The 25,144-nt window shown below is 42.2% G+C and carries 24 protein-coding genes and 1 tRNA gene; 2 read left to right on the top strand and 23 right to left on the bottom strand.

Annotated elements, in window-relative coordinates; genetic code table 11:
* Nucleotides 1–216 precede the first annotated feature (216 nt).
* Genes WR49_RS01095 through WR49_RS01080 form a run of 4 tightly spaced genes read right to left on the bottom strand, consistent with a single transcriptional unit; the run spans nt 217 to nt 4,449 of the window.
* Entirely contained in the window at nt 217–1,617 is a 1,401-nt protein-coding gene (locus WR49_RS01095) for a hypothetical protein (RefSeq protein ID WP_046222771.1), read from the bottom strand.
* A complete protein-coding gene (locus WR49_RS01090; protein WP_046222770.1) occupies nt 1,599–2,777 on the bottom strand; it encodes a hypothetical protein in 1,179 nt (392 codons plus the stop codon). The genes WR49_RS01095 and WR49_RS01090 overlap by 19 nt, the downstream gene beginning before the upstream one ends.
* On the bottom strand, nt 2,777–3,493 hold the full coding sequence (locus WR49_RS01085; RefSeq protein WP_046222769.1) for a hypothetical protein: 717 nt from the start codon (nt 3,491–3,493) through the stop codon (nt 2,777–2,779). Before WR49_RS01085 ends, WR49_RS01090 begins: the two co-directional genes overlap by 1 nt.
* Nucleotides 3,494–3,504: 11 nt before the next feature.
* Nucleotides 3,505–4,449 carry a hypothetical protein gene (locus WR49_RS01080; RefSeq protein WP_046222768.1) on the bottom strand — a complete coding sequence of 315 codons (945 nt, stop codon included), beginning with the start codon at nt 4,447–4,449 and terminating at the stop codon, nt 3,505–3,507.
* Between the two features lie 829 nt (nt 4,450–5,278).
* Between WR49_RS01080 and WR49_RS21685 the strand changes: the two genes are divergently transcribed.
* Nucleotides 5,279–5,410, top strand: coding sequence for a hypothetical protein (locus WR49_RS21685; RefSeq protein ID WP_269429454.1), 132 nt, complete (start codon nt 5,279–5,281; stop codon nt 5,408–5,410).
* A gap of 225 nt (nt 5,411–5,635) precedes the next feature.
* Here the strand turns inward: WR49_RS21685 and gltS are convergent, their stop codons facing one another.
* The 4 genes from gltS to WR49_RS01060 all read right to left on the bottom strand — a co-directional run bounded on the left by gltS (nt 5,636) and on the right by WR49_RS01060 (nt 10,543).
* On the bottom strand, nt 5,636–6,850 hold the full coding sequence (gene gltS, locus WR49_RS01075) for a sodium/glutamate symporter (RefSeq protein WP_046222767.1): 1,215 nt from the start codon (nt 6,848–6,850) through the stop codon (nt 5,636–5,638).
* 254 nt (nt 6,851–7,104) lie between these two features.
* Nucleotides 7,105–7,195 (bottom strand) — tRNA-Ser (locus WR49_RS01070).
* Nucleotides 7,196–7,358: 163 nt separating this feature from the next.
* Nucleotides 7,359–7,808: an L-alanine exporter AlaE gene (locus WR49_RS01065; RefSeq protein ID WP_017055077.1), complete on the bottom strand. Its 450-nt coding sequence runs from the start codon at nt 7,806–7,808 to the stop codon at nt 7,359–7,361.
* Nucleotides 7,809–8,056: 248 nt separating this feature from the next.
* The gene (locus WR49_RS01060) at nt 8,057–10,543 is read right to left on the bottom strand and encodes an ATP-binding protein (RefSeq protein ID WP_436410593.1); all 2,487 of its coding nucleotides are present in this window, start codon (nt 10,541–10,543) and stop codon (nt 8,057–8,059) included.
* 138 nt (nt 10,544–10,681) lie between these two features.
* Here WR49_RS01060 and WR49_RS01055 point away from each other — a divergent pair, with 138 nt between their 5' ends.
* The gene (locus tag WR49_RS01055) at nt 10,682–11,251 is read left to right on the top strand and encodes a UPF0149 family protein (RefSeq protein WP_046222766.1); all 570 of its coding nucleotides are present in this window, start codon (nt 10,682–10,684) and stop codon (nt 11,249–11,251) included.
* Nucleotides 11,252–11,366: 115 nt separating this feature from the next.
* On the opposite strand, the gene WR49_RS01050 is transcribed toward WR49_RS01055, so the two are convergent.
* From WR49_RS01050 to ruvA, 15 genes are all read right to left on the bottom strand, one after another.
* Entirely contained in the window at nt 11,367–12,398 is a 1,032-nt protein-coding gene (locus WR49_RS01050; protein ID WP_017055074.1) for a potassium channel protein, read from the bottom strand.
* A gap of 180 nt (nt 12,399–12,578) precedes the next feature.
* On the bottom strand, nt 12,579–13,640 hold the full coding sequence (nadA, locus tag WR49_RS01045) for a quinolinate synthase NadA (RefSeq protein ID WP_017055073.1): 1,062 nt from the start codon (nt 13,638–13,640) through the stop codon (nt 12,579–12,581).
* Nucleotides 13,641–13,849: 209 nt separating this feature from the next.
* Nucleotides 13,850–14,638, bottom strand: a complete 789-nt coding sequence (gene ybgF, locus WR49_RS01040) for a tol-pal system protein YbgF (RefSeq protein ID WP_046222765.1) — start codon at nt 14,636–14,638, stop codon at nt 13,850–13,852.
* Between the two features lie 33 nt (nt 14,639–14,671).
* Nucleotides 14,672–15,214: a peptidoglycan-associated lipoprotein Pal gene (gene pal / locus WR49_RS01035; RefSeq protein WP_017055071.1), complete on the bottom strand. Its 543-nt coding sequence runs from the start codon at nt 15,212–15,214 to the stop codon at nt 14,672–14,674.
* A 111-nt stretch (nt 15,215–15,325) separates the two neighbouring features.
* Nucleotides 15,326–16,678 (bottom strand): Tol-Pal system beta propeller repeat protein TolB, encoded by a 1,353-nt coding sequence (tolB, locus tag WR49_RS01030; protein WP_046222764.1) that lies wholly within the window; start codon nt 16,676–16,678, stop codon nt 15,326–15,328.
* A 12-nt stretch (nt 16,679–16,690) separates the two neighbouring features.
* Nucleotides 16,691–17,758: a cell envelope integrity protein TolA gene (tolA, locus tag WR49_RS01025; protein WP_046222763.1), complete on the bottom strand. Its 1,068-nt coding sequence runs from the start codon at nt 17,756–17,758 to the stop codon at nt 16,691–16,693.
* A gap of 13 nt (nt 17,759–17,771) precedes the next feature.
* On the bottom strand, nt 17,772–18,215 hold the full coding sequence (tolR, locus tag WR49_RS01020; protein ID WP_017055068.1) for a protein TolR: 444 nt from the start codon (nt 18,213–18,215) through the stop codon (nt 17,772–17,774).
* 3 nt (nt 18,216–18,218) lie between these two features.
* Entirely contained in the window at nt 18,219–18,902 is a 684-nt protein-coding gene (gene tolQ, locus WR49_RS01015; protein WP_017055067.1) for a protein TolQ, read from the bottom strand.
* Nucleotides 18,892–19,329 carry a tol-pal system-associated acyl-CoA thioesterase gene (gene ybgC, locus WR49_RS01010; RefSeq protein ID WP_017055066.1) on the bottom strand — a complete coding sequence of 146 codons (438 nt, stop codon included), beginning with the start codon at nt 19,327–19,329 and terminating at the stop codon, nt 18,892–18,894. Before ybgC ends, tolQ begins: the two co-directional genes overlap by 11 nt.
* 171 nt (nt 19,330–19,500) lie before the next feature.
* Nucleotides 19,501–19,803, bottom strand: coding sequence for a cyd operon protein YbgE (gene ybgE / locus WR49_RS01005; RefSeq protein ID WP_046222762.1), 303 nt, complete (start codon nt 19,801–19,803; stop codon nt 19,501–19,503).
* A complete protein-coding gene (cydX, locus tag WR49_RS20860) occupies nt 19,796–19,903 on the bottom strand; it encodes a cytochrome bd-I oxidase subunit CydX (protein WP_000270284.1) in 108 nt (35 codons plus the stop codon). Before cydX ends, ybgE begins: the two co-directional genes overlap by 8 nt.
* Nucleotides 19,904–19,934: 31 nt before the next feature.
* The gene (gene cydB / locus WR49_RS00995; protein ID WP_017055064.1) at nt 19,935–21,071 is read right to left on the bottom strand and encodes a cytochrome d ubiquinol oxidase subunit II; all 1,137 of its coding nucleotides are present in this window, start codon (nt 21,069–21,071) and stop codon (nt 19,935–19,937) included.
* 13 nt (nt 21,072–21,084) lie between these two features.
* Nucleotides 21,085–22,671, bottom strand: a complete 1,587-nt coding sequence (cydA, locus tag WR49_RS00990) for a cytochrome ubiquinol oxidase subunit I (RefSeq protein ID WP_017055063.1) — start codon at nt 22,669–22,671, stop codon at nt 21,085–21,087.
* A gap of 552 nt (nt 22,672–23,223) precedes the next feature.
* Complete coding sequence (gene ruvB / locus WR49_RS00985) at nt 23,224–24,240, bottom strand: Holliday junction branch migration DNA helicase RuvB (RefSeq protein ID WP_017055062.1); 1,017 nt, start codon at nt 24,238–24,240, stop codon at nt 23,224–23,226.
* A 151-nt stretch (nt 24,241–24,391) separates the two neighbouring features.
* On the bottom strand, nt 24,392–25,003 hold the full coding sequence (ruvA, locus tag WR49_RS00980; RefSeq protein WP_017055061.1) for a Holliday junction branch migration protein RuvA: 612 nt from the start codon (nt 25,001–25,003) through the stop codon (nt 24,392–24,394).
* Nucleotides 25,004–25,144: the final 141 nt, after the last annotated feature.

Here is a 25,144-nt window from a genome sequence, read left to right as displayed (position 1 = left end):
GCTATCCATAACGTTTCTTGTGTATCATTTTCAATTAGTAAATCTGCAAATGATCATTTGATATTTGATGCGTCAATCTTATCTGTGATGCATTTCTCTACTCTTTGTGACATTTCTAAATTAATCACAACCCAGTAGAAATTATAAAAATCAGTTAACCTGTTATGTTTAAGAAACAATGTTTTTTAAACATAACAAGTCCTATCAGAGTAACGCTTAAAGCACTCTGATTTGGTATTCATTAAGTACATCAACTTTCGAGCGGTAGTTTGGCTGATGGGTACGTAACACAGGCTCAATGTCTTGAACTAGATCACTTGCGTCGCTAAGCGACCTTAACTGAATAACAATATTGCCACCCTGTTGACTTGATTTAATATCGGAAACCCCATTCATATCACCAATCAAACGGTAAAGTTGGCCCTGTTTGCCTGCGGCTTTCTGTGAAAAAATAAGTTCTCGAATAGGCCCACCACGACTTGCCATTATTTGCACCGACGATTGAAGTTCACGCTTTAGGGCAATTTGATTACCTTCAACAGCCAGGTGAACAGCTGCAAGTTCATTGAGCATGCCCGCTTTGTTCGGTAACGTCATGAAAGTCGGGTCGTTGTGCCAACTACCATAACGGTTGCCAACACGATCGATTACGGTTGCCGAGAGATCAAGCTGAAGACCAGAAGATGTCACTTTTTGAGTTTCTTGAACATCAAGAATGACACTAGACAGCGCCGGGCTCGAAGCAAGATCAAAGCCCATCTCTGCGAGTGCATTTGAAAATGTATTTTTTACGACCGGGAGATCTGCATCAACATAGATTGAAGGTTGGCCAAGGCTTTTTATCAATCTTGCTATTTTCGCTTCCATCTTCTGTCGTTCAACAAACACATCAAGCGTAACGGTTACAGAGCCGTTAGGTTTTTCCTGATAAGAAATTTCATTCCAACTAGAAATCATGCCTTGAGGTTCCATCGAAAGTGATTGCATTGCGATTTCTTGCAAATCGAAATCATTACTGCTTTCTGTTCCTGACAGGGTATCGTAAGACTTTTGCATGTGACCAGAATTGACCATAGCGCCAAGTACCTGACTAATAGCTCGTTTGAAGGCGTCTTGTTCCGCCACTTGCCTTGCACTCAATGCCAATTTGTTACTTTCGCGGCCTTCACCAACAACCACGACAGACATAACCGGTGAGTCATCCCATTCAATACCGTCATCAATATTGACAAACCCAGTATTAAGTTCTGGTGTTAGACGCACTGTTACACAAGTATCATCCCCTTGAATTTCAGGTGCACTGAAGTCGGCATTGATATCACCAGCAATAATGCTTGTTAGCAGTAAATCTCGGCTCTCTTGATCAAACTGTTCCTCAACTAGCGCACTATCTTCAGTTGAAAAAGAAACTGATATTTTACTCTGCAAAAACAAGCGAAGATTATTTAAACCGTCAGCTTTTGCTGACTCAATGGCCATTGCCCCTCTACCATATGCACATCCTTGCTCAATAAGAGCCAATGTAGGCTGGCTCTTATCTAATTCCAATGCAGGAATGGACATACATACAAATAAGGTACTAATGGCAAAGCTTTTGCTTAGCCTTTTGCTGCCCATGTACTACGCTCCTTCATAAACTCCATAGGCACACCAACACTTACAGCGAAAATACGACGTTGGCGATCAGGGCGATAAATCCCGTCTTCAGCAATGTCTTTCACTTCGTCGGCTATACTGCTGTCTTTCCAGCGAACAATCTTCCCTTGGGCACTTTGTTGGCTTGGGTTAACAGTAGCAACACCAATAGGTTCAACAAAACCTGCGCTGTATTCGAATATAACCATGGTCTCATTAGGTAATACGCCTGCATTTTGGCCACGGTCTAATTGAATTCGGTCGCCTTTAATACCCGTAACCTGCGCGGTAGCTGGCATTTCTTTGAGTAAACGCGTTAACATAATATCGAAGCCGCGTGATGACATTTCATTAAGCACCGCATCAACATCTTTACCACTGGTGTAGTTAAAGCCACGATAATAATCGCCATTTGCAATCACGGTTGTGTAACTGTCTTTGTCACGGACATCAAAGTTAGAAACACGTATCTTACCGATGTTTGGGTAGCTCACTTTTTCGCGGGTATATGGGTTAATCACACCCGTCGTCATTTCCATCGACGTTTGAAATAGAGACTGAGTTGACCCAAACAACATGTCAGCGGTTTTGAGAACTTCGACTTTTATCGCGTAATTGGGTAATAACTTACTTTGACTGCCTGCTTTTTTCGCGACATTTTCAGTACCACCATATGCCAAAATGTCTTCCATAGCTTTGTTAACAGCATCGGTATCACGGGTCACAATACGGAAACGATTCACGCCTGCAAACTGGTTTTCTAAAGTATTTTCTAGCGCTTTGGTTTGAAATTTACTGATGCTTGAGTGCATGGAATTGAACACATCAGCAGACTTTCCCTGAAGATTTTCATTCACATCCGTTTTCACATCACCAAAATACAAAAGGATTGTTTTTTTTGCGAGTGGGCAGCGAGTGTCTTCTTCATTTGCATCGTAATTGCAATAATCAAGACCCTGAGTACTGAAATACGCTGGTACTTCAATATCTTCACTGCTAAATTCGTGTGCTGATTTGCCAATAACTAGAGATGAATTTCCCGCATTACTTTCGACTGAATACGTTTGGCTACCTTGATTACTCTGGCAACCCGTTAGCGCGACGGCAGCAGTGACTAAACCGGCAATTCGAGAGAGTTTCATTATGATTTCACTTTGTCTGCAACAACTTTGTCTAAGTTCTCAAGTTGTTCGATAGTATTTTTGTCCATTGAAATAAGCGAATTAGCATCGAATGCTAGTATCGAGCGAGCTTCCATCTCATGGTAAGCTTCAACAACAGGTACCGTTTCCTCTTCGCTCGCTTCGCCTTCCTTCTCGCTTGAGAGAGTCGCCATAAGGTTCTTCATTGCGCCACCAGCAGAATCGTGTGCAAGTGCCGAAGCATGTTGAGATGCAATGTAAGTTAATTCGCCAGCTTGAAGTGCGATATCTGCTGCCAGTTTTAGATTTTTCTGGAAAATTTCGTCAGATGCTTTTTTGTAAGCTTCTACTTGAGGTGTGATCTTTTTGTTAGCAGGTTTACCTTCATCGAATTCATTCATTGCAACTCGAAGTTCTTCATCAGATTTGTCAGCATTTACTGCTAAGAAACCAGCGACATCACCGTGCTTAGATGCAAGCGTACGGTAGTCATTAAACACCGAACATTGGCGTTCTTGAATTGAAACCATTACTTTTGACGCTTTATCAACGGCAAATGATACTGGTGTAAACTCTGTTCCTAGTTCTTTACAGTTCTGAGTAAGCTCCTTGCTTACAGCTTCGCGATCTATGGTTGCTGATTCCATACCTGGAATTGATGAACAACCAGCCAAAACTGATACAACTAAACCTGCAAGTATTGTTTTCTTAAGCATTTTTAAAGCCTTTAATTCAAGAGAGTATAAATAGAATTGTTATTGATCATTTCTGCTATTTTTGTATGAGCAGCATCAAGTGCTAATTTTTTGCTCGACGACGATTTCCCAATCTCCGACAAAATCTTTTGGCTAACTGCGACATTGGGGTTTTTGGCTTCAAAGACTTTCAATATTAGGTCTTGCCTAGCAATGTAAGTGTTATTTTTTTTACCTTGTCTTACATTGCCTTTGATATAAACAATAATGTCGCCTTGCGAAGTCGTTGCTAGATTTCTAGCGAGCCTTGCTTTTGTTTTCGAGGAATACGAATCTGAAGCAGAACGAATGGAAATACTGATATTTTGAAGACGTTCAATCGTATTCCTCTCAAGTACTATTTGCTGTTCATGAAATTTTTTCGCAACATCATGATCTAACGATGACAACACTAATAGTGATTCTTTATTATTCTTCAATAAGGTATGAGCTTTGTTCGTGAACACTGCTCCTTTCCAGTCGCTTGCTTGGGAAGTTAAATATTGTTGAGCGAGCTGGTGGTTCTTATCAATATCAATTGACAACTGATCAACCCACACATCCACGTCAACTCTAAATAGGTAGTTGCACCCAGAAGCATCACATTGCGATGTCATTACTTCCATATTTGAAATGCTGATAGGTACCGAAGTGATTTCAGATTTAGTACTGATTACTTGACCATATTTATCGTGAGTTCCAACCAATTCGCCGTTTTTTATTTCTGTTGTGGTTTCGGATATCATGGAGGTATTCTCAGATGCCTGCACAGTACTATTTACCCGAAAAGCTAGATTTTCTTTCGCATCGATCGTTGCTTCTGATTTGTTTTTACCAATACCTTCTACTTCCCAATAAGATTGAGCGAAAGCTGGGTTCGATAAGCAAAAGAAGCAACAAGTGATTAACAGTTTGAATGTAATATTATTTGTCTTCACGTGACGTCCACCAAAGTTTGTTGTCGCATGGTACAAAATTAGTTTTTTTCAATCAATAAGATATACATATGGTTGAAGTGAAGATATGTGCGTCATACTCATCATTTTAGGTAGAAGAAACGTGATATCAGTTCCAAGTGTCAACATTTCGACTCCTATATACCCCAATGCTTGAAGGGCTATTACATGGTGATTCTGGATTAGAAGTCAAAATCATGACACCGTCAATTTACTAAAAATATATAGGTTATATTGAGTTTTAATATTTATTATAATTGTGATCTAATACCCGTTTTAAAGCATTTTCATATTGTTTTAATTATCTATAGATAGAGAATACAATTGGTTTCTAATCTAATTTATTTAATCCTCTCCATATATATTGTGCAATATTTAGACTCCAACGCCGATTTCTAACCCTCAACTTTTCTATTCACCAAGAAAAATAGAACAGTAATCATACAAAAAATATAGAAACCTTTGATAGTTTAATCAACAGACACAATACTGACAAAGGTGTCAATATAATCCAGTAGTAATGCTGAACATAGATAATAAAGGTTTAATATTTAATTTTATATTTGAATAATATTACTTTAATTAAGACATAATAAACCGTTAACAACAATCCACCTCACTGTGTTCTGATTCCTGTAAATAATTAAACGAGCACCAGAATTGCAAATCGAATTCTATACTCATTGAAAGGGGCCTAAATCAGCGTACACTCTGTCAGTACTTGGGGGTTGATGAGAAACTCATCGGAGCATAGACATGTATGTCTAGATCATAGAGGGGATAATAAGAAAGAATGTTGTAAGGTGCTGTAATGAACGGTGATAAGTTACTCCTATATAAATCAAACGAGAATTACCATGAGCGTTCACGTCTAAAACAGCAATGGCTAGATGTAGTGGAAAAACGTGGCCAACTCGCTTTGAAAATCACAGCACTCAAGTAGGTACAGCGCTTATCAAGCGCTACAAAAATAATAGAGTTAGATACACTTAGCAAAAACTAACAACAATAGTGTTTTGGTATGATGTCTCTCAATTTAACCTGACCAACAACGTTCCATTGAACCTAGCATTATCAACAAATGTGGCAGGTCACAATATTAAATCACTAGTAGCTTACTCTATTGAGCAAACTACTAATCATCTAGTTTGTGAAGCAACGGCTTCACCTACATCCCAACAAAGAAACTGATCACTAGCGCGTTGATCAAATCAACAAAGAATCCACACACTAATGGCACCACAATGAACGCTTGTGGGCTTGCGCCATAGCGGTGGGTTACCGCGGTCATGTTAACAATTGCAGTTGCTGTCGAGCCAAGAGTGATACCACCAAAGCCTGAACATATCACCACAGAATCATAGTTTCGTCCCATTAGGTAATAAACGACGAATATCGTAAACAGCAGTGAAAGCAGGATCTGGATACTCATGACAACAGAGATATAGCCAAACAGTCCATCGAGATCCCAGATACGCAGCCCCATCAAGGCCATGGTCAAGAACATACCTAAGCAGATATCAGAGATCATCGCTAAGCCTTTGCGGCCTTGAGCAATTTTCTCTTGTGTACGGCGCTTCTTGAACAATGCTCGACCAATATTTCCAATGAGGATACCGGCAATTAAGCAGCTTACGAATAACGGGAGTTTTAAGCCCATCGAATCGATAACTTCGCTCAAGCTGTAACCGAGCATCAGTGTTAAGTTGAGAATCAACCACGCCCACAAGACACCGTAATGGCTCAATTCAGTGCGAGTTTCACTTTCTTGGTACGCACCAACTGTCACGTCTTCTTCATTGGATGGACTCACTTTGTACTTGTTTAGTAGGTAGTTGGCAATTGGACCACCAATCACACACGCCGCTATCAAACCAACCGTATTTGACGCCACACCTAGCTCTAGCGCGTTAGCGATACCAAACTCTTCCACAAACATTGGTGCCCACGCTAACGTTGTACCTACGCCACCGATTAAGCTAACAGAGCCCGATAACAAACCAGCTTTAGGATCCATTCCAAAGCCAGAAGCTACAGCCATCCCTACCACGTTTTGCAGAACGATAAAGACGGCAGCAAGAAACAATAGAATGAACAACGGTCGCCCACCCTTAATCAGTGTCTTAATATCCGCTTGGAGTCCGATACCAGCAAAAAAGTAGAGAAGTAAAAAGTCTCTGACATCTAGGCTAAAGGTGATTTGGATTTCAAAAATATAGTAAAGCGCCGCTACGGTTGCAGCACAAACAAAGCCACCAATCACAGGCTCTGGTAGTGAATACTTTCTTAATACTTCAGATCGTTCAATCAAACCTTTACCGATAAACAGTAATGAAATCGCGATAGTAAAAGAGAGCATTGGAGAAACTAGGGTTTCTGTCATGGGGGAATGAATTCCTAATAGTTAGATTATTAATAATATTTCGTACTATTAATAATCTAGATTCATGCCAAAAGATCAAGCGTTTATCGATGATAAAAACACCAAATATGGTTCAATCTGCGACGGCATTAATAGAGGAAATAACTATAAAGGAATGATTAAAGGAACTGATACTAGGGATGGATGTAGATGAAGTGAAATATAGGGGCTCTAAAACGAGAAAACCCCAGCATTTCTGCTAGGGTTTTGAATAGTGGTGGAAGGATGGGGATTTGAACCCCAGATACGCTATAAACGTATACTCGCTTTCCAGGCGAGCGCCTTAAGCCACTCAGCCATCCTTCCACAAATTTTGTGTTAAGCTTGTCACTCAACGAGGCGCTACTTTATTGATTATGCTTGCTTTGGTCAAGGGGCATTATCAAAAAAAGTGCCTTTTTCAGTTTGTTCGATTACAAATTAACTCATTAGATCAAAAACAAACCAAGTATCGCTTATTTCACTTTATTTACGCTTGTTGGTAATAGCCTGGAACTCTAAACCATTTACGGCACATATCTAAGAAATAACCATAAAGTACGCCCATACCACATGAAATAACCGCGTTGCTAGTAACCGCGGTGACAATCTGGTCAGTTGAAGCGCCTACTGCTAGTAAAATCCCAGCATACACTGGCGATTGGAATAACACGTAAGCCATAAGATCGGCCAAGTTCTTCATCAATGAACTTTCTGAAAGTTTTGCACCATTACGTAAGAACCAATCACGAAATACACCATAAGGCCAAGCAATAGCAATGTTTACCGGAATAGATAACGTTCTTGAAGCAAGAGACTGCTCAAACGTCATGCCGGAAATAAACACTTCTACGATCATGCCAGAGATAAAACAGAAAACTACCATAGCAAATGTATCCGCAGCTGCATTACGAATACAAAATGGACCACGAGACTTCATTAGAGACAACCCTGAAATATATCACTGCTTGATCAGTGATTTAGTGACACATAAACAAGGCACATTCGCACCTAGCCAGTTAATATCACTATTAAAACACAACGCTAGCAGTTATACATTCCAAATTACAAATCAAGTGGTAAATTAACAACCAAAAACCACTTAAAAAGCAGTCACTTTGACCAAAAAACCACATGGAGGTTAAAAATTACGCAATTTGACGTTCACTTCCTGTAATTAAACAACACCTAAGCCATAGGTAGATTTACAGTAATGATATCAATAACATCTTGCGCGGGACGCGTTCCCGAGAAGACGTACTCTAGAGCCTTATCAATTTGAGATATAAGTTCTGTATTGTTCATAGGTTTAGCGTGAACACGCAGATTCTCTAGCGCAAATTGAATCTGCTCTAAATTGTTGTCTTCTAACGCCACGTACAGTGTCACTAGCAACTCTTCGATGTTGCCTTTGCTTCGTAACTCAGGCTTAGGCAGTGACTCATTTTTACTTTTCCAATCGTGATCTTTTACTTCTTGAATTTCCGGAGCACAAACTTCTGCTTCATGGAATTGATAAAGCTTATTCGAATAACGAAATAACGCATCGTCGAGCTCCCGTTCGTCAATTGGTTTAGCTATAATGTAATCCACACCAGCACCGATCATACGTTCGCGAGTCTCTTTGAAGACATCTGCGGTACAACCAAATATTAAGACAGATGAAACATCACCAATTAGAGCGCGAATAGCCGTTGTTGATTCCACTCCATCCATCACTGGCATGTGGTTATCCATCAACACTAAATCAAAGTGCTCTGTAACGACAGCTTGTAGCGCAAGTTCGCCGTTTTCAACGTTCTTACAGGTAAATCCTTTACTGCTCATAAAGGTTTCAATGATGACGGTGTTGGTCCTGTTATCCTCAACAATCAACACTTTCAAGCCAGAGTAATCCAATTTTTTATGAGGTAGGCTTTCTATCTCACCAGGTTGGCAAGGCTTAATCTTTAAGCGAACATCAAAGCTAGTGCCAATCCCCTCTTCACTGGTAACCGTGATACTGCCACCCATAAATTGGGCAATTTCCTTCACAATCGCTAAGCCTAGGCCTGTACCACCAAAACGTCTTGTAGTCGTAGATTCTGCTTGCTCGAAAGGTTTGAAGATGCGTTTTTGCGCTTCTTTAGATATGCCTATTCCGGTGTCACGAACTCGAATACTAAGGAAAACATCATTTCCTTCGATAATTTCTTTCAGGTACACCTCAACAAAACCTCTTGAAGTGAACTTCACGGCGTTGTTCAGTAGATTAAACAAGATTTGGCGCAGTCGAGCTTTGTCCGAGAAGTACCAACGGCCAGAAGGCACCTCAGAGTACACTTTGAATTGAAGTCCTTTTTCGGAAGACAATGTGTAGTAGACACTGTTGATACTTCCGATGATCGAATCGAGTGGGAAACGGGTTTCATCTAGATCTAACCTGCCCTGCTCTATCTTTGAAAAATCCAATATCTCATTAAGCAAAGTCATCATATGATCCCCAGACTCATACAAACTTTTAAGATGCTTCTCTTGCTCTCTGTTTAAAGGGGTTTTTAGCAGAATTTGGGCGGTTCCTAAAACGCCATTCATTGGAGTTCGGATTTCATGGGATAAGGTCGCAAGGAACGCTGTTTTTGCATTGGTTGAGGCCTGAGCCTTAACCTTTTCCGCTTCGAGGTAAATGGTCTTTTCGTTAAAGGTTTTAATCAAGTGGCCAATTTCATCATCACTTGAATACTCAACATCGATGATCTCACCCGCTTTTGAAGCGTCGATCTTAACTGCTATATTGGTAATGGGACTAATCAAGTAGCGGTTCAACAAGTAATAACCCGCCATGACACACACGAGCAATAGCGGAACAATACCGCCCTCAATATGCATCACCAGACGAAACACCTCGTCTGCCACCAATAGTTTTGAGTTAACCACTGCGACTTGCCAATCAAAGTCACCAAATTGGTTATTACTAATGTAGACTCCCTCGACAAGATTAAAGTTATGAGAAACCAGAACTTGGTTGAGATTATCTCTTATAGTGATACCAAGGTTATATTCTTCTGCGTGGGTTTTAATGAAACCCAATAACTCTTCCAGAGAGAGATCCACTGTCGCAATACCGGCAAAGGTGCCATCGTAATAATAAGGGGAAGACGCCGTAATCATTCGAACGTGAGTGTACGGGTCGACATACACATCGCTCCATACGGTGCTTCCTTGCGGCTCATCAACAACAGAAGTGTACCAATATTCTTGATGGTAAGGCGCGTTCTTAGGATTGTTATAAGAAAACAGTTGATCAATCTTGCCATCATCGGCTTTGTTGAAAAAGTAGCTGTTCAGGCGTTTATTCGGATCAAGTGCGTAAGGTTCTGGCCAAATGCCCGCGCTAACGATCGTATCGTCGCTCGCCGCCAAAATTGACTTTAATACCGAAGCAACCTCTGAACCTTTTCGTTGTTTCTGAGCGAAACCGACTAGGCTATCGACAACACCTTTAGAGCTACTGAGTGGCTCTGTAATCAATGCGGATAACAACTCAGCACGTAGGTCTAGGTTTTGTTCTAATTCGGCACGTACAGGAGTCTCTACGACGTGGTACGTCACGCTACCGACAATGGCAATGAACATGGCCAAGTATAACCCGAGCGCTACCATACTGTTTTTCTTAAGAGACGACCGTATCTGCATAATTTTTTTGTTATTTTCGTTTTTGTTAAACCTAGTGTTTATCATCAAGGACATCAAGCCTTTTTAGATTGAAGCTTGATTGGCGCAAGTTCATTGGTACTATAAGCGCAAATATGTTCCCTTTTACGGTACCTCACTTTGACTTTACAAGATATTCTTGCGCTTCCAGAGTTGGAAGGAAAGCTAATCACAGAACACAAAACCATAGGATTTGTCACTGCAATGGCAGCGGCACCTAACGTATTACCTCCTCATGAATGGCTTCCGTTCCTTTGGGGTGGTGAAGAAGTCGCTCCTTTTACTGATGGTGAGCAACTTGAAAGCTACATTGAAATTATCATCGCGCTTTGGAACGAAACCCGCCCAGAACTGATTGAAGGCACTTGGGTTTGGCCTGAAACTTGTCAATTGGATGATGAAGAAGTCGTCAACACAGCTGCTCGCGATTTTTGTGAAGGCTTACTTCAAGGTTGGCAGATTGCCCGTGATGATTGGGAAACATTGATGCCAGAAGACAGCAAAGACAATGCGCTGGTTGGCGGTGTGCTGCTTTCACTAAGCATGCTTTACGATCCAGAAACCTCAATCGCGACACTTGCAGAGCAAGGCATTGAAGGTTTAGAGCAGTTCGAAGAGATCTTTAATGCGGTTCCTGTGATGCTGTGCGGTCTAACGCAACGTGGCATTGCATTAGCTGAAGCTCAATAACCTAGAGAATATTAATCAGCTCTGAAAAAATAAGCTTAACTCTCTCGACCAAACAATAACAAAAGGCCTCACTTCACAATGAGGCCTTTTTTAGTTCTGAAGGTATATCAATCGTTTAAAAGCCTTTCCAATCGAAGTGATCAATTCGTTCATCTGCAATATAGAACAACTTAGTCCCGCTGTTGACCACTTGGTCTAGCTCAGGGTTAAGCTCAATACCACTGCCCGTATCAATCGCAATCAACGTGGCTTGATACTTCTCTTTGAACACCGAAAAAATTGGCGCAACCGTTACAGGCTCAGCCCCCTCAGGGTAATAAGTTGAATATTGTGTCATCCCCCTTGTCGTACTCAATAGCTCTTGGTGAAGCGCACTCGACCCCGGATCTACCGCAGCCTTGGCCAGCATTTCTGCCCCCACCGCCGGAATACATTCTGAGTTAGGGCAATGCTGATGCAACAAATCACTCAATGCTTCATCTTTAAAGTACACCAGAAGGTGCGCCTTAGGATTTCGGTTCGCGCAGTAAAGCGCCGCAGATAAAGTTATATCGTCTTCAGGATTATCAATGAGAATACAACTGGCCGACTCAATGCCCGTTTTCTCCATCTCTTTGCCATCGGTGTAGCTGTTTACTTTAACGAAATTTATTTCACCGGGTAACGGGTTCTCGATATCTGAACGCGTACATAACACGATTGGTCGTTTACCCGTTTCTTCGTGCTGTAACATACGAATGAGGTGAATGGTTCTTTGCTCATTCCATCCAAGCATCAAAATGTGGTTGTCCACTCTAACTCTCCTTTTTCCTAACAAACCCGCTCGCCAATATTCAACACCTTCTGTCGCGACCTTACCGAGTAATGCCGCGAAAAGACTAAGCCCTCCCGGAATCACGAACAGTATAACGATCCATCGTCCTGCATCTGTCGTTGGTGATAAATCACCGTAACCCACCGTCGACGCAGTCACGACTAGATAGTAAGCGAATGTGGTAAACGAACTGGTTAGGTCCGATTCACCCGCTAGATACAACGTCGACCACGACAAAAATACGTAACCAAGAAAGGTAAACAGCAAGTTTTTTCCGTTCAAAACAAAGATATTTGCTTTGACCCAGCGTTTGAGTTGTAACCAGATTATCATTCGAGCCTCAAATCTTTTTCTCTTACTTACATGCTAGAAAAAATACGCGATATCAACAAGATGTACCATAAGAAAAAGATACATGGCCACAAGATTGATACTCGCAACCTATCTTTAGGTACAAAAAAAACCAGCACTACAAGCTGGTTTTCTATTCATAATAACAGCCCAATAATGAAATTAAGCGTTGCCTTTCACTTGCACATTAAGCTGTTCAGCAAAATCTAACATGCGGTTCAATGGAATAAGAGACTTAACGCGTAATTCGTCAGAAACGAAGATCTCGTGTTGCTCACCACCATTCTCAAGCGCGTTTTCAATCGCTTCAAGGCCATTCATTGCCATCCAAGGACAGTGTGCGCAGCTACGACACGTTGCACCAGCACCGGCTGTCGGCGCTTCAATCAGCTCTTTTTCAGGAACCAATTGCTGCATCTTAAAGAAGATACCTTTGTCTGTCGCAACAATCATCTGTGGATGAGGCAGCTCTTTTGCTTTCTTGATCAGTTGGCTTGTTGAGCCTACAGCATCAGCCAGTTCAACCACGCTTGCTGGTGATTCTGGGTGAACCAAGATAGCCGCATCTGGGTATACCGATTTCATTTTTTTCAAAGCATCAGCTGAGAACTCATCATGAACGATACACTCACCTTGCCAAAGCAACATGTCAGCGCCGGTTTGATTTGCGATGTAAGAACCTAAGTGACGATCTGGGCCCCAAATAATGGGTTTGCCTTCAGCGTCTAGGCTTTCAACGATTTCTAAAGCGATGCTCGACGTAACTACCCAGTCTGCACGAGCTTTAACAGCTGCAGAGGTGTTCGCGTATACAACCACGGTATGGTCAGGGTGAGCATCACAAAATTCTGTAAATTTGTCAGCCGGACAGCCAAGATCAAGTGAACATTCAGCTTCAAGTGTTGGCATTAGAATGCGTTTTTCAGGAGTAAGAATCTTTGCAGACTCACCCATGAAACGAACACCAGCGATGATCAGAGTGCTTGCTGAATGACGGTTACCGAACTTAGCCATTTCTAATGAATCACCAACGAAACCACCAGTTTCTTCTGCCAAAGCCTGAATTTCAGGATCGGTGTAGTAGTGTGCAATTAGAACTGCATCTTTTTCTTGAAGTAGTTTTTTGATGTTTACGATGTGGGCCTGTTTTTGAGCGTCGCTCAATGGAACTGGCTTAGGCGGAAACGGGTAAACTGTATCGATTTTATCTAGTATATGACTCATTGCTCTTGCTCTACGCAACTTCTTCCGAGAATCCGAGTATTCTACACAGGACAGCGATTGGGATCAAAAAGGATTGGTTGCAAGCGGTGGCTAGCTAGTGCTTAAAACGCATAAACAAGGCGATGCGTTGGCATCACTAACAAGATGAGTAAACACTAAACGGAAGTGAACAAGTATAAAAAAGAGGCGCCTAAGCACCCCTATTTTGTTTATAAGTGGGTTTTAGCCACGTTTGCCGAAGCGCTGTTTGGGTATTCTGCGACGACTTGTTGGTAATATTTCTTAGCTTGCGTCGCGTTGTTGTTGCGCGCAGCTATGTCACCAAGCTTAACCAGTGCATCTGCTCGCTTGTTTGAGTCTTTATAAGACACAACAGCAGCGAAGCTCTTCACCGCTTCTTTATCTTGCTTCTTAGCGAAATAAAGCTGACCTAACCAGTAATGTGAGTTAGGTGTGAAGGTAGAATCTGGGAAGTCTTTTTGAAACTTTTGGAATGCTGCGATAGCACCCGTGTAGTCTCGTTGCTTTAGAATCATATCTACAGCATTTTGATAAGCAGTTTGCTCATCTACATCAGTACTGAACGTACCAGAAGCGTCTTTAGAGCCTTCGCTCGCCGCCACTACTACCGTTGCTGTACCTGCAGCTTTCACCTCGCCTCTTACACGATCCAGCTCGATGAACAGTTCACGCTGACGCTCTAGCATTTGCTTCATATCGTAGCTGTTTCGCTCCAGCGCACCTCGAAGTTCACTGATCTCCAGTGACATATCATCGATTTGCTGCTGCATTTGAAGCTGAACTAGGTTGCGATTTTGAAGCAGGCGCTCTAAACGCTCAATATCTGATTCGTTAGATACAGTCCCTGATCGAGAGGAAGATGATGAATTGGTTGCGGTGCTATTGAGATCGGATACTGGAGCTGGTGCAGCGAACACGGTGTTCGCTGCACTTGCCAGTAACGAAAGCAAAATGACTCGCTTTGTGTTACTGAACATGAGGCAATTCCTCAATTATATAGTCTACTAAAATTAGTAAACTAGTACTGCGCGACGGTTTTTAGCGTACACATCTTCAGATTGACCTAGAAGAAGTGGCTTCTCTTCACCGTAGCTTACGATAGAAATTTGGTCTGCTTGAACACCTAGCGCTTGTAGGTATTTCGCTACAGCTTGTGCACGACGCTCGCCAAGTGCGATGTTGTACTCAGGAGTACCACGCTCATCAGCGTGACCTTCGATAGTAACGTTCATGTCAACGTTCTTACTCAGGTAAGCTGCGTGAGCTGCTAGTATTGCTTCGTAGTCGCTAGCGATAGTTGAGTTATCGAATGCGAAGTAGATTGTTTGAGTTTCACGTAGCGCTTGCTCTTTAAGCTCTTGCTCAGACAGTTGACCGTTAGCGTCAATTGGCGTTACAACCGTTGTATCTACGTTGCTTTCTGAACCTGAAGTTGTTTGGTTGCTTTCAGTACCAGATGTTGCAGATGTCGCTTCATCCGTTGAACTACATGCCGTCACTGCCATTACTGGTAGTGCAATCATCAAGCCTTTAAGAACTTTATTAAGTTGCATCTTATTTTCCTTACGTTATCAAACTTAGTTTCTACAGCGACTAAGTGCTATAGATAGTTAAATGCCACAATAGTTAACACTATCAATAGCTAATAGAATGTATCACTTTAGCTAGAGAAACGGTGACCATGCAGGTGCTCTTACACGTCCGTTGGTTGCCGGTAATCTCGCTTTAAAACGCCCATCAATAGAAACCATCGAGAGTACATTTGTCTTGTTGTAAATAGAGCTATAGATAACCATACCTCCATTCGGTGCAATACTTGGTGATTCATCTAACAATGTTTTTGTTAGTATCTGAACCGCACCAGTTTCCAAATCCTGTTTAGCCAAGTTAAAGCCTGAGTTGCTTCGATTTACCATGATTAGGAATCGTCCATCAGGAGTGATCTGACCACCTAAGTTTTGGCTACCTTGCCAAGTAATACGAGATGTCGAATTATTTGACAAATTTACATTATAAATCTGTGGTTTACCACCACGATCCGATGTGAAAATAAGAGACTTGCCATCTGGATGCCAGAATGGTTCAGTATTATTCGAACGGCCTCGGGTAACTTGAGTCAGCTTACGGCTAGCAAGGTCAAGTGTGTACACCTGAAGGCTGCCTGTTTTCGACAATACCAATGCTAATGTCTTACCATCTGGCGAGAATCTTGGCGCACCATTATGACGAGGATATGAAGTCACCTTCTCACGCTCACCTGTATAAATATTCATAATGAATATTTCAGCTTGGCCATTTTGGAAACTCACATAAGCCAGCTTTTTGCCATCTGGTGACCATGATGGCGACATAAGAGGCTGTTTAGATCGAAGTACCAAACGCTCATTAAAGCCGTCATAATCCGCCACACGAAGCTGATATGGGTACTTATCTTTATCGTTCACTACCACATAAGAAACACGTGTTAAGAACGCGCCTCTTTCACCAGTTAACTCTTCATAAACTAAATCAGAAATACGGTGTGCATACTCTCTCAAGCGTTTACCGGAGACCGTTGCCTTTTTATTAAACAGCACATGGTCTTTCGAAAGCACCAATTGACCTTCATCACTTAACGCTCGGCTTTGTCCTTTAGTCAATTGACCACGAACAATGTCGACCAATTGATAGTTCACCACATACTGCCCTTCGACATTTTTAGTGATACTACCCGTCAGCAATGAATCAACACCTAGATTGGTCCAAGCATCAAAATTCACCTCAGTTTCACTGTAAGGCGTTTGAGGCATTTTGCTTGTCGGAACGGGGCTAAATTTACCACTGCGCTGTAAGTCAGAAGCAATAACTGCTGATACGTCATGTGGCAACGGTTCAGTTCCTTCCCAACGAAAAGGGACAATAGCGATAGGTCGTGCAGAGTTAATACCGTCTGTAATAACCAGCTCCAGCGCCGCATGTGCAAACTGGCTGCTTGTCGCTATTACAAAAACACAACTCAGTAATAGTTTTTTTAACACAAGTTCGTCCTTCTACTCTGGTGATACAGTTAAGTTAATATCTTTCAGTGATGTCACAATGTCTGGGTCTTTAGGCAATGGGTACGATTGCACTTGTGCCACCGCACGCTTCGTTGCTGCGCACAAACGACTGTCACCATCCAAGATACTCAAGCTCCCCAAAATAGCATTAGAGCCCGTTGGAATAAGCTTAAGGTTAACTCGGCACGATCGTCCTCTATAGCTGTCCTCTAGCAAAAGGTTCTGCTGAATCAGTTGGGTATAGATAGCACCGTAACGCTGAGCTTCATCACTAATAAATTGTTGTCTTGCTGAAGAGTTCTGCGTCGCCTCTGTTTCAAGCCCTTCAAAGATGTCATTCAATGCTGCTTCTTGCTGCTTACGCTCTTTTTCAGCTCTTGCTGCCGCTTCCTTCTCCTTACGGGCTTTCTCTGCTGCCGCTGCTGCCTCTTTCTCTTTGGCTATGCGTTGCTTTTCAGCACGCTCAGCGGCTTCTTTTTCTTTACGAGCTTTTTCAGCAGCCTCTTGCGCGGCTTTTTCTTTTGCCACGCGTTCCTGTTCAGCTTTTGCGATTGCTGCTTCTTTAGCTTTACGCTCATTTTCAGCTTTCACCAACGCCGCTTCTTTCAGCTTACGGTCAGCTTCTGCTTTAGCAGCTTTCTTCTTCTCTTGCTCTAAACGCGCTTGTTCAGCTTTGCGTTTTTTCTCATTCTCGACACGTCGTTTTTCAGCTTCTCGTGCAGCTTTTGCATCCTTCGCTTGTTGCTCTTTTAGCTTGCGGATGTTTTCTTCTTCAGCTTTACGATTTTTCTCTAGCCTTTCACTTTCGCGTCGCAGTTTATCTAAACGTTCTTGCTCTTTCTTACTTGCCGCTTCACGTTGTTGGCGGATTTGTTGAGCTTGTTGACGAACCAATTGTGGGTCGATAACGACAGCCTGAACCATCTGCCCCGTAGGTTTTGGTTCAGACATCGTGAAGTCCGCTCCCCAAATGAGAGCAACGAATAAGACAACGTGCAGCCCAAGTGAAATTAGAAGCGGCTTTTTGAAACTATTGGATTTTTTATTATTCGCTTTCATGAATGCTACGGAGCTATTCCCTTATATCCGTTAAAAGGCCAACCTTTGGCACACCTGCACGGCTTAATTCATCAAGTAATAAAACCACTTCAGCGTAAGGCGTTGCGGCATCACCACCAACCGCCACTGGAGAGTTTGGCTTCAAAGACAACTCAGCTTTCACTCGGACGATAATATCTTCCAATGATAAACCACGCTGTACTTCTTCGTTATTGACACTTAAACCAAGCTCACCGTCTTTGTTCACTTCAACAATAATAAAACTCGCGTTATCGTCACCCAGCAGATCTTGTGCAGACTTAGCGGTTGAAGCCTGAGGCAGCTCAACGTCGACACCTTGAGTTACAAACGGTGAAGTCACCATAAAAATGATCAGCAAAACAAGCATAACGTCAATGTAAGGTACAACGTTAATCTCTGCGGTCATTTTGCGTTTTTTAGGTTGGTATCCAGCCATCTATTATTCCCTGCCAGCCATCGCTTGACGGTGAAGAATACTGTGAAACTCTTCAGAGAAAGTCGCGTAGTTGTGTTCTAGCTTACCTACTCGGCTGCTGAAGCGGTTGTACGCCATTACTGCAGGAATTGCGGCGAACAGACCCATTGCCGTTGCAATAAGTGCTTCTGCAATACCAGGAGCAACCATAGCGAGTGTCGCTTGTTTCACTTCGCCCAATGCGATGAATGAGTGCATAATGCCCCAAACCGTACCAAATAGGCCTATATAAGGACTGATAGAACCGACTGTCGCTAAGAAAGGTAAGTTAGTCTCTAGCTCGTCTACTTCACGGGCTACTGCAACGCGCATTGCACGCCCAGTGCCTTCCATAATAAAGTCAGGAGAAGTAGCGTTGGATTTGCGAAGGCGAGCAAACTCGGTGAAGCCTTCGTAAAAAATCTCTTCAGTGCCAGAAAGCTCATCTTTGCGCTTATTGCTTTCCTGATACAACTTAGCTAGGTCAACACCAGACCAAAATTTATCTTCAAACACTTCAGTTTGTTTAGAAGCTTGCGATAACACTTTACTTCTTTTTATGATCATTGCCCAAGAAACAACAGACATGCCCATTAGGATTAGCATGACCATTTTAACTAGAAAGCTAGCTTCTAAAATTAGGCCTAATATTGAGATTTCAGCAGTCACTATTCGTTAGCTCCGTAAGAATAAATGTTGGCATTGCCTTGGGTTTCATTTTTTGATTGTCTATACATGCTACCTTAACCAGTGCTTTACACAATGCTTTGCCATCAGGATTTACGATCTCTTGACAGAAGACCAAGGTAGCTCGCTTCAATTCGTAAATATTAGTAATAACTTGTAAAGAATCATCAAGGCGTGCACCTTGAATAAAATCTATCTCCATATGTCGGACGACAAAACCTATGCTTTGTTCTAACAATACTTGCTGAGAGACACCAATTGAGCGCAACATCTCGGTTCGAGCGCGTTCAAAAAACTTGAGATAATTAGAATGGTACACCACGCCACCCGCATCGGTGTCTTCGTAATATACGGTTACTGGCCACTTAAACGGCTTAGATAGTCCTTGCAAATTGATACCACAACCCAAAAACGATAAAGATATTACTATAACCTAACTCATTTTCATTAATAGTATATGGCCGTGAATTTTTGATTTAACAGACGAAAAAAGAGGCCACCTGTATAAGATGACCTCTTTTTGACTAAAAACCCAACAAGTATAAAAGTTCGCTTTGATATGAACCTAAACTATTACCTTTCAGGTAAAGCGTAGCACCGTTAGGTAGATCAAAATGGTGAGTGAAACGTATGGGCTAAACAACAGCTGCCAAACCCAAGCTCTTGGCTTAAACCCGATACCGAAAACCATGCTTGAGCACACAGCCCAGATAAACATTGGCCCAATGATCGCGTTAAAACCCCCGATACTTGTCGCATACGCTTCAGGATCCCACATCACTAAACCCACATGCATGAAACCCAATATCAGGGATAAAACTCTTAACAGAGTCTTATCCATTGGTTGATGCAGTTTAGCGATTTTTTCTGCGAGATTACTCACTGTCCTTGTCCATCATTTCTGAATGCTCAAGCCAAAGAGCATTAATGATGCCGAATGCACATGCTAGAAGTACACCCAAAATCCATGCGAAATACCACATAAAATTTCTCCTAAGTTATTTCACTTCTAGCTTAGTAAGCTGAAACGTCGTTATCTTCGATGTGTTTCTTATCCAGACGACCGAACATTTTGTAGTATGTCCAAGTTGTGTAGCCAAGAATCACAGGAACCATTACCGCAGCAACCATTGTCATCAAACCTAGTGTTAGTTCACTCGCTGTTGAATCCCACATAGTCAAACTATGATTAGGGTTCAAACTTGATGGCATAACGAATGGGAACATTGCAAAACCAGCCGTTAAGATAACACCTGCGTTAGACAGGCTCGAAAACAAGAATGCGAAACCACCACGCTCAAAGCGAGATGCAATCACAGCTAATAGAGGCATTGCGACACCAAGAATTGGCGCTGCCCACATTGCAGGATACGTTTCGAAGTTTGTCATCCAAGCACCAACTTGAAGTGATACCTCTTTGTTTAATGGGTTCGAATCTGCAAAGGTGTCAATCGTGCTTGTGATTACATAACCTTCAATAGACTGAACCCAGAAACCACCAATAACGAACAGAGCAATAGCAACAAGGCCTGAAATCTGAGCTACACGACGAGCACGGTTATGTAATTCCTCTGTTGTCTTCATTTGAAGCCATGTTGCCCCTTGCATAACGAACAACATTAGAGCTAACACACCACAAAGCAATGCAAAAGGGTTTAGCAAGGCAAAGAATGTGCCATGGTACTTAGACATCATTAAGTCATTCAGGTCGAATGGTACACCTTGTAGTAGGTTACCAAATGCCACACCGAAAATGATTGGCGGCACTGTGCCACTGCAGCAAAGTGCGTAGTCCCAAGCTTTACGCCATTTTGGATTTTCAATCTTAGAACGGTAATCAAGAGCAAGTGGACGTAGCCAAAGCGCGGCTAACGTCGCGTACATTGCAAAATAGAAACCGGAGAAAGACGTCGCATAAACCAGAGGCCATGCAGCAAACAATGCGCCACCCGCCGTGATTAACCAAACTTGGTTACCATCCCAGTGCGGTGCAATAGTGTTAATCATGACACGACGTTCTGTGTCACTCTTACCGATAACAGGAGAAAGAGCTGCAACACCCATATCAAAGCCATCAGTTACGGCGAAACCAACCAGTAGAACACCGATCAGTACCCACCAAATAAGTCGTAAGCTTTCGTAATCAAACATAATATTCCCTCACTTATACTTCGACTGAACGGCTAACTTTGTCTTCAACAGAGTTATCGTTTTGTTCGAAGTGATAACGGCCTGTCTTTAGACTACTTGGACCTTTACGCGCGAATTTCAGCATTAGGTAAACTTCTGCAATCAAGAACACGGTGTACAGTGCAAGAATTGCGAATAGAGAACTCCAAAGCTGTTCAATAGTTAATGCTGATGCAGCAACGTTAACTGGTAGAATTTCACCAACCGCCCACGGTTGACGACCAAACTCAGCAACGAACCAACCAGCTTCAATCGCAATCCAAGGCAGTGGAATTGAGAATAATGCAGCTCTAAGAATCCATGGTTTTTGTTCGATTTTCTGACGGCATGTTTGAACAAACGCAGCACCGAATACAAACAGCATAATGAAGCCACAAGCAACCATTAGACGGAATGACCAGAATAGAGGCCAAACCGTTGGGATTGAATCATCCGCAGCCATTTGGATTTGCTCTTCTGTTGCATCAACAACGTCGTCTGTGTAGCGCTTAAGAAGCAAGCCGTAACCTAAATCACCTTTTACTTCATCGAAAGCCGCCATATTTTCTTCAGACTTGTCGCCTGCACGTAGCTTTTCAAGCAAATCGTACGCATACATACCCGTGCGGATACGATCAACGTGGTCATCACGTAAGTCACGCAGACCCGTTACTTCCTTATCAAGAGAACGTGTTGCGATAATACCCATTACGTAAGGAATTTTAATTGCGTAGTCAGTATTCATTGTTTCTTGATTTGGAATACCAAAAACAGTAAATGCGGCTGGTGCTTCTTCCGTATGCCACTCTGCTTCAACAGCAGCTAACTTCACTTTTTGAACTTCACCAAGCTCGTAACCAGATTCATCACCTAGTACGATTACTGATAAAATCGCTGCCATACCAAATGATGCTGCAATCGCAAAAGAACGACGTGCAAAGGCAAGATCACGACCTTTAAGAATGTAGTATGAGCTGATACCAAGGATGAACATAGCACCCGTTGTGTAACCAGACGCTACTGTGTGTACGAATTTAACCTGCGCTACTGGGTTTAGTACAACTTCTGCGAAGCTCACCATTTCCATACGCATCGTTTCAAAGTTAAATTCCGCACCCACTGGGTTTTGCATCCAGCCGTTTGCTACTAATATCCAAAGCGCAGAAAAGTTAGAACCAAGAGCGACTAACCACGTTACCGCTAAGTGTTGACGCTTCGACAATCTGTCCCAACCGAAGAAGAAAAGACCAACAAAAGTAGACTCTAGGAAGAATGCAACAAGCGCTTCAATAGCCAACGGAGCACCAAAGATGTCGCCAACATAGTGAGAATAGTATGACCAGTTAGTACCAAACTGGAACTCCATGGTTAAGCCTGTCGCTACACCAAGAGCAAAGTTAATACCAAACAATTTACCCCAGAACTTAGTCATATCCTTGTAAATTTGCTTGCCAGTCATTACATAAACTGACTCCATAATGGCAAGTAGAAACGCCATCCCTAAAGTCAGTGGAACAAATAGGAAGTGATACATCGCTGTAAATGCAAACTGCAATCGCGACAGATCAACAACATCAATCATGGTAACTCCTTTGTGTCGGCTGAATGACACTTTTGTGATTATTCACCTCAAAAATCCATGTTAAAACAATTTATGCAATTGTTATTACAAATTGAAATTTGTAGCAAAAACGTACCGTTATAGTTAGATTATTGTTAAGCATGAGCTAATATAGCTGGCGCTAATATTACTGGTAAAATCAGTATGTTTCAAAAGGTTTATGGGAGAACCCTGCGTTGATTTGTATCAAATTTATTCTAGCAAATTAGAGTTATTTTTGAACAGTTATGATTAAAATCACACCAATTTAGCTTGTCTTAATAACAGTGCATGATATCTGTGACAAAAGCTCATCACCACTTCAACATATGAACTACAACTACCCATAAAGTATTAACAAAATATATGACAACTTATTTCATTTTTTGTTAACCAAATCAAACTTGAAATCAAAGTTTCCACTTTTAACACCCACTACTCAGCCTTTTTACCTATTAACTAAAAAATTGTTATTCACTAAAAACAAAAAAAATCCCAGCGCTTATGCAACTGGGATTTTTATAAATAAATAATTTAACGATTAGAAGGTTTATCTATTCCGAAGTGCAAATAGGCTCTGTCGGTAGCAATTCGACCTCGTGGAGTTCTTTGTAGATAACCTTGTTGAATTAAATATGGTTCTAGCACATCTTCAATGGTGTCTCTCTCTTCACCAATTGCGGCTGCCATATTGTCGATACCAACCGGACCACCACCAAACTTCTCCATAATTGCGAGTAGAAGCTTTCTATCCATGTAATCGAAACCTTTCGCATCGACATCCAGCATGTTAAGCGCTTTATCAGCAACCTCAGGACAAATATGACCATCCCCTTTGACCTCTGCATAATCACGTACACGACGCAGCAAACGGTTAGCAATACGAGGTGTACCACGCGCACGGCGAGCAACTTCTAACGCGCCTTCTGATTCCATCGAAAGACCGAGACAATCTGCACTTCTCTGGACAATATTTTGTAGATCTTCAACTTTATAGTACTCAAGACGTTGAGTGATACCAAAACGATCACGTAATGGAGAGGTCAACGAACCAGCACGAGTGGTTGCGCCGATCAAAGTAAAAGGAGGGAGATCGATCTTGATAGAACGCGCCGCAGGGCCTTCACCAATCATAATGTCCAGTTGGTAATCTTCCATTGCTGGATACAGAACCTCTTCGACCACAGGGCTTAGTCGATGAATCTCATCAATGAACAGCACATCATTCTCTTCAAGGTTTGTCAGTAATGCCGCTAAGTCACCCGCTTTTTCTAGCACAGGCCCTGAAGTAGTCCGTATGTTCACATCCATTTCATTGGCAACAATGTTAGCCAATGTGGTTTTACCCAAGCCTGGAGGACCAAATATCAACAGATGATCGAGCGCCTCGCTACGTAATTGTGCCGCTTTGATGAAAATCTCCATCTGGCCACGAACGTGATCCTGACCTTGATAATCGGCTAATGCTTTTGGTCGTATTGCGCGGTCAATAACATCTTCATCTTTAAAGACCGGATTATCAGGAGCAATGAGGCGATCTGCTTCAATCATAGGGATTCCAATTTGAGAGTTCTAACTCTGTTATATCTAATTTCTAACTCGATGTTTTGTTGTCCACGACGTTGAACGTGAAACGGCTGAACACCAGTATAGTGGAGGCTTACCTGCAGCATATAAAACCCTGCAAAAAAGTAAGATCTATTTAAACCATCGACTTCAATGCTTCGCGAATCAACTGTTCACTCGTCATGCCTTCTTTAGCCACTTGAGAAACAACCTTAGAAGCTTGAGTTGGTTTATAACCTAATGCAAGTAGTGCACTTACCGCTTCTTCTTCAGCATCATGAACCGTCGGCACAGAATCAATAGGTGCTGCATCCGTCGCAGGCGTGAACAAATCACCGACGCCCCACCCTTTCAAACGGTCTTTCATTTCAACAACAAGTCGCTCTGCCGTCTTCTTACCAACACCCGGCAATTTTACCAACGTAGAAATATCTTCGCGTTCAACACTTTGAATAAACTGGCTAGCCGTCATACCTGAAAGGATACCAAGGCCTAGCTTAGGGCCAACACCGTTCGCTTTGATAACTTCGCGGAACAGCGCTCGCTCTTTAATAGTGTTGAAACCATAAAGCAGTTGTGCATCTTCACGTACAACAAAGTGAGTGTAGATAATTGCCTCTTCGCCCACGTTTGGTAATTCATAAAAACAGCTCATTGGCATTTGAACTTCATAGCCAACGCCACTCACTTCGATTAATAACTCTGGTGGCTGTTTTTCTATTAATATACCGCGTAGACGTCCGATCACAATTCACTCTCTTGGTGGAACATAATTTGAGGGACAGAATATAAAAGAACTGGATGCTTATCCAGTTCTTTATGTTTATTAGAGTGATTTATTTACACTTGCTTGGCTTGTGAAGCCGCATTATTCAAGCTTTTAAGAAAG

Origin of the sequence: Vibrio sp. ECSMB14106 (assembly GCF_000972265.1) — a bacterium.
In the GTDB taxonomy this organism is placed as follows: domain Bacteria; phylum Pseudomonadota; class Gammaproteobacteria; order Enterobacterales; family Vibrionaceae; genus Vibrio; species Vibrio kanaloae.
Note: the sequence above shows the minus strand (reverse complement) of the source record. Positions and strands in the feature narration are given on the sequence as shown.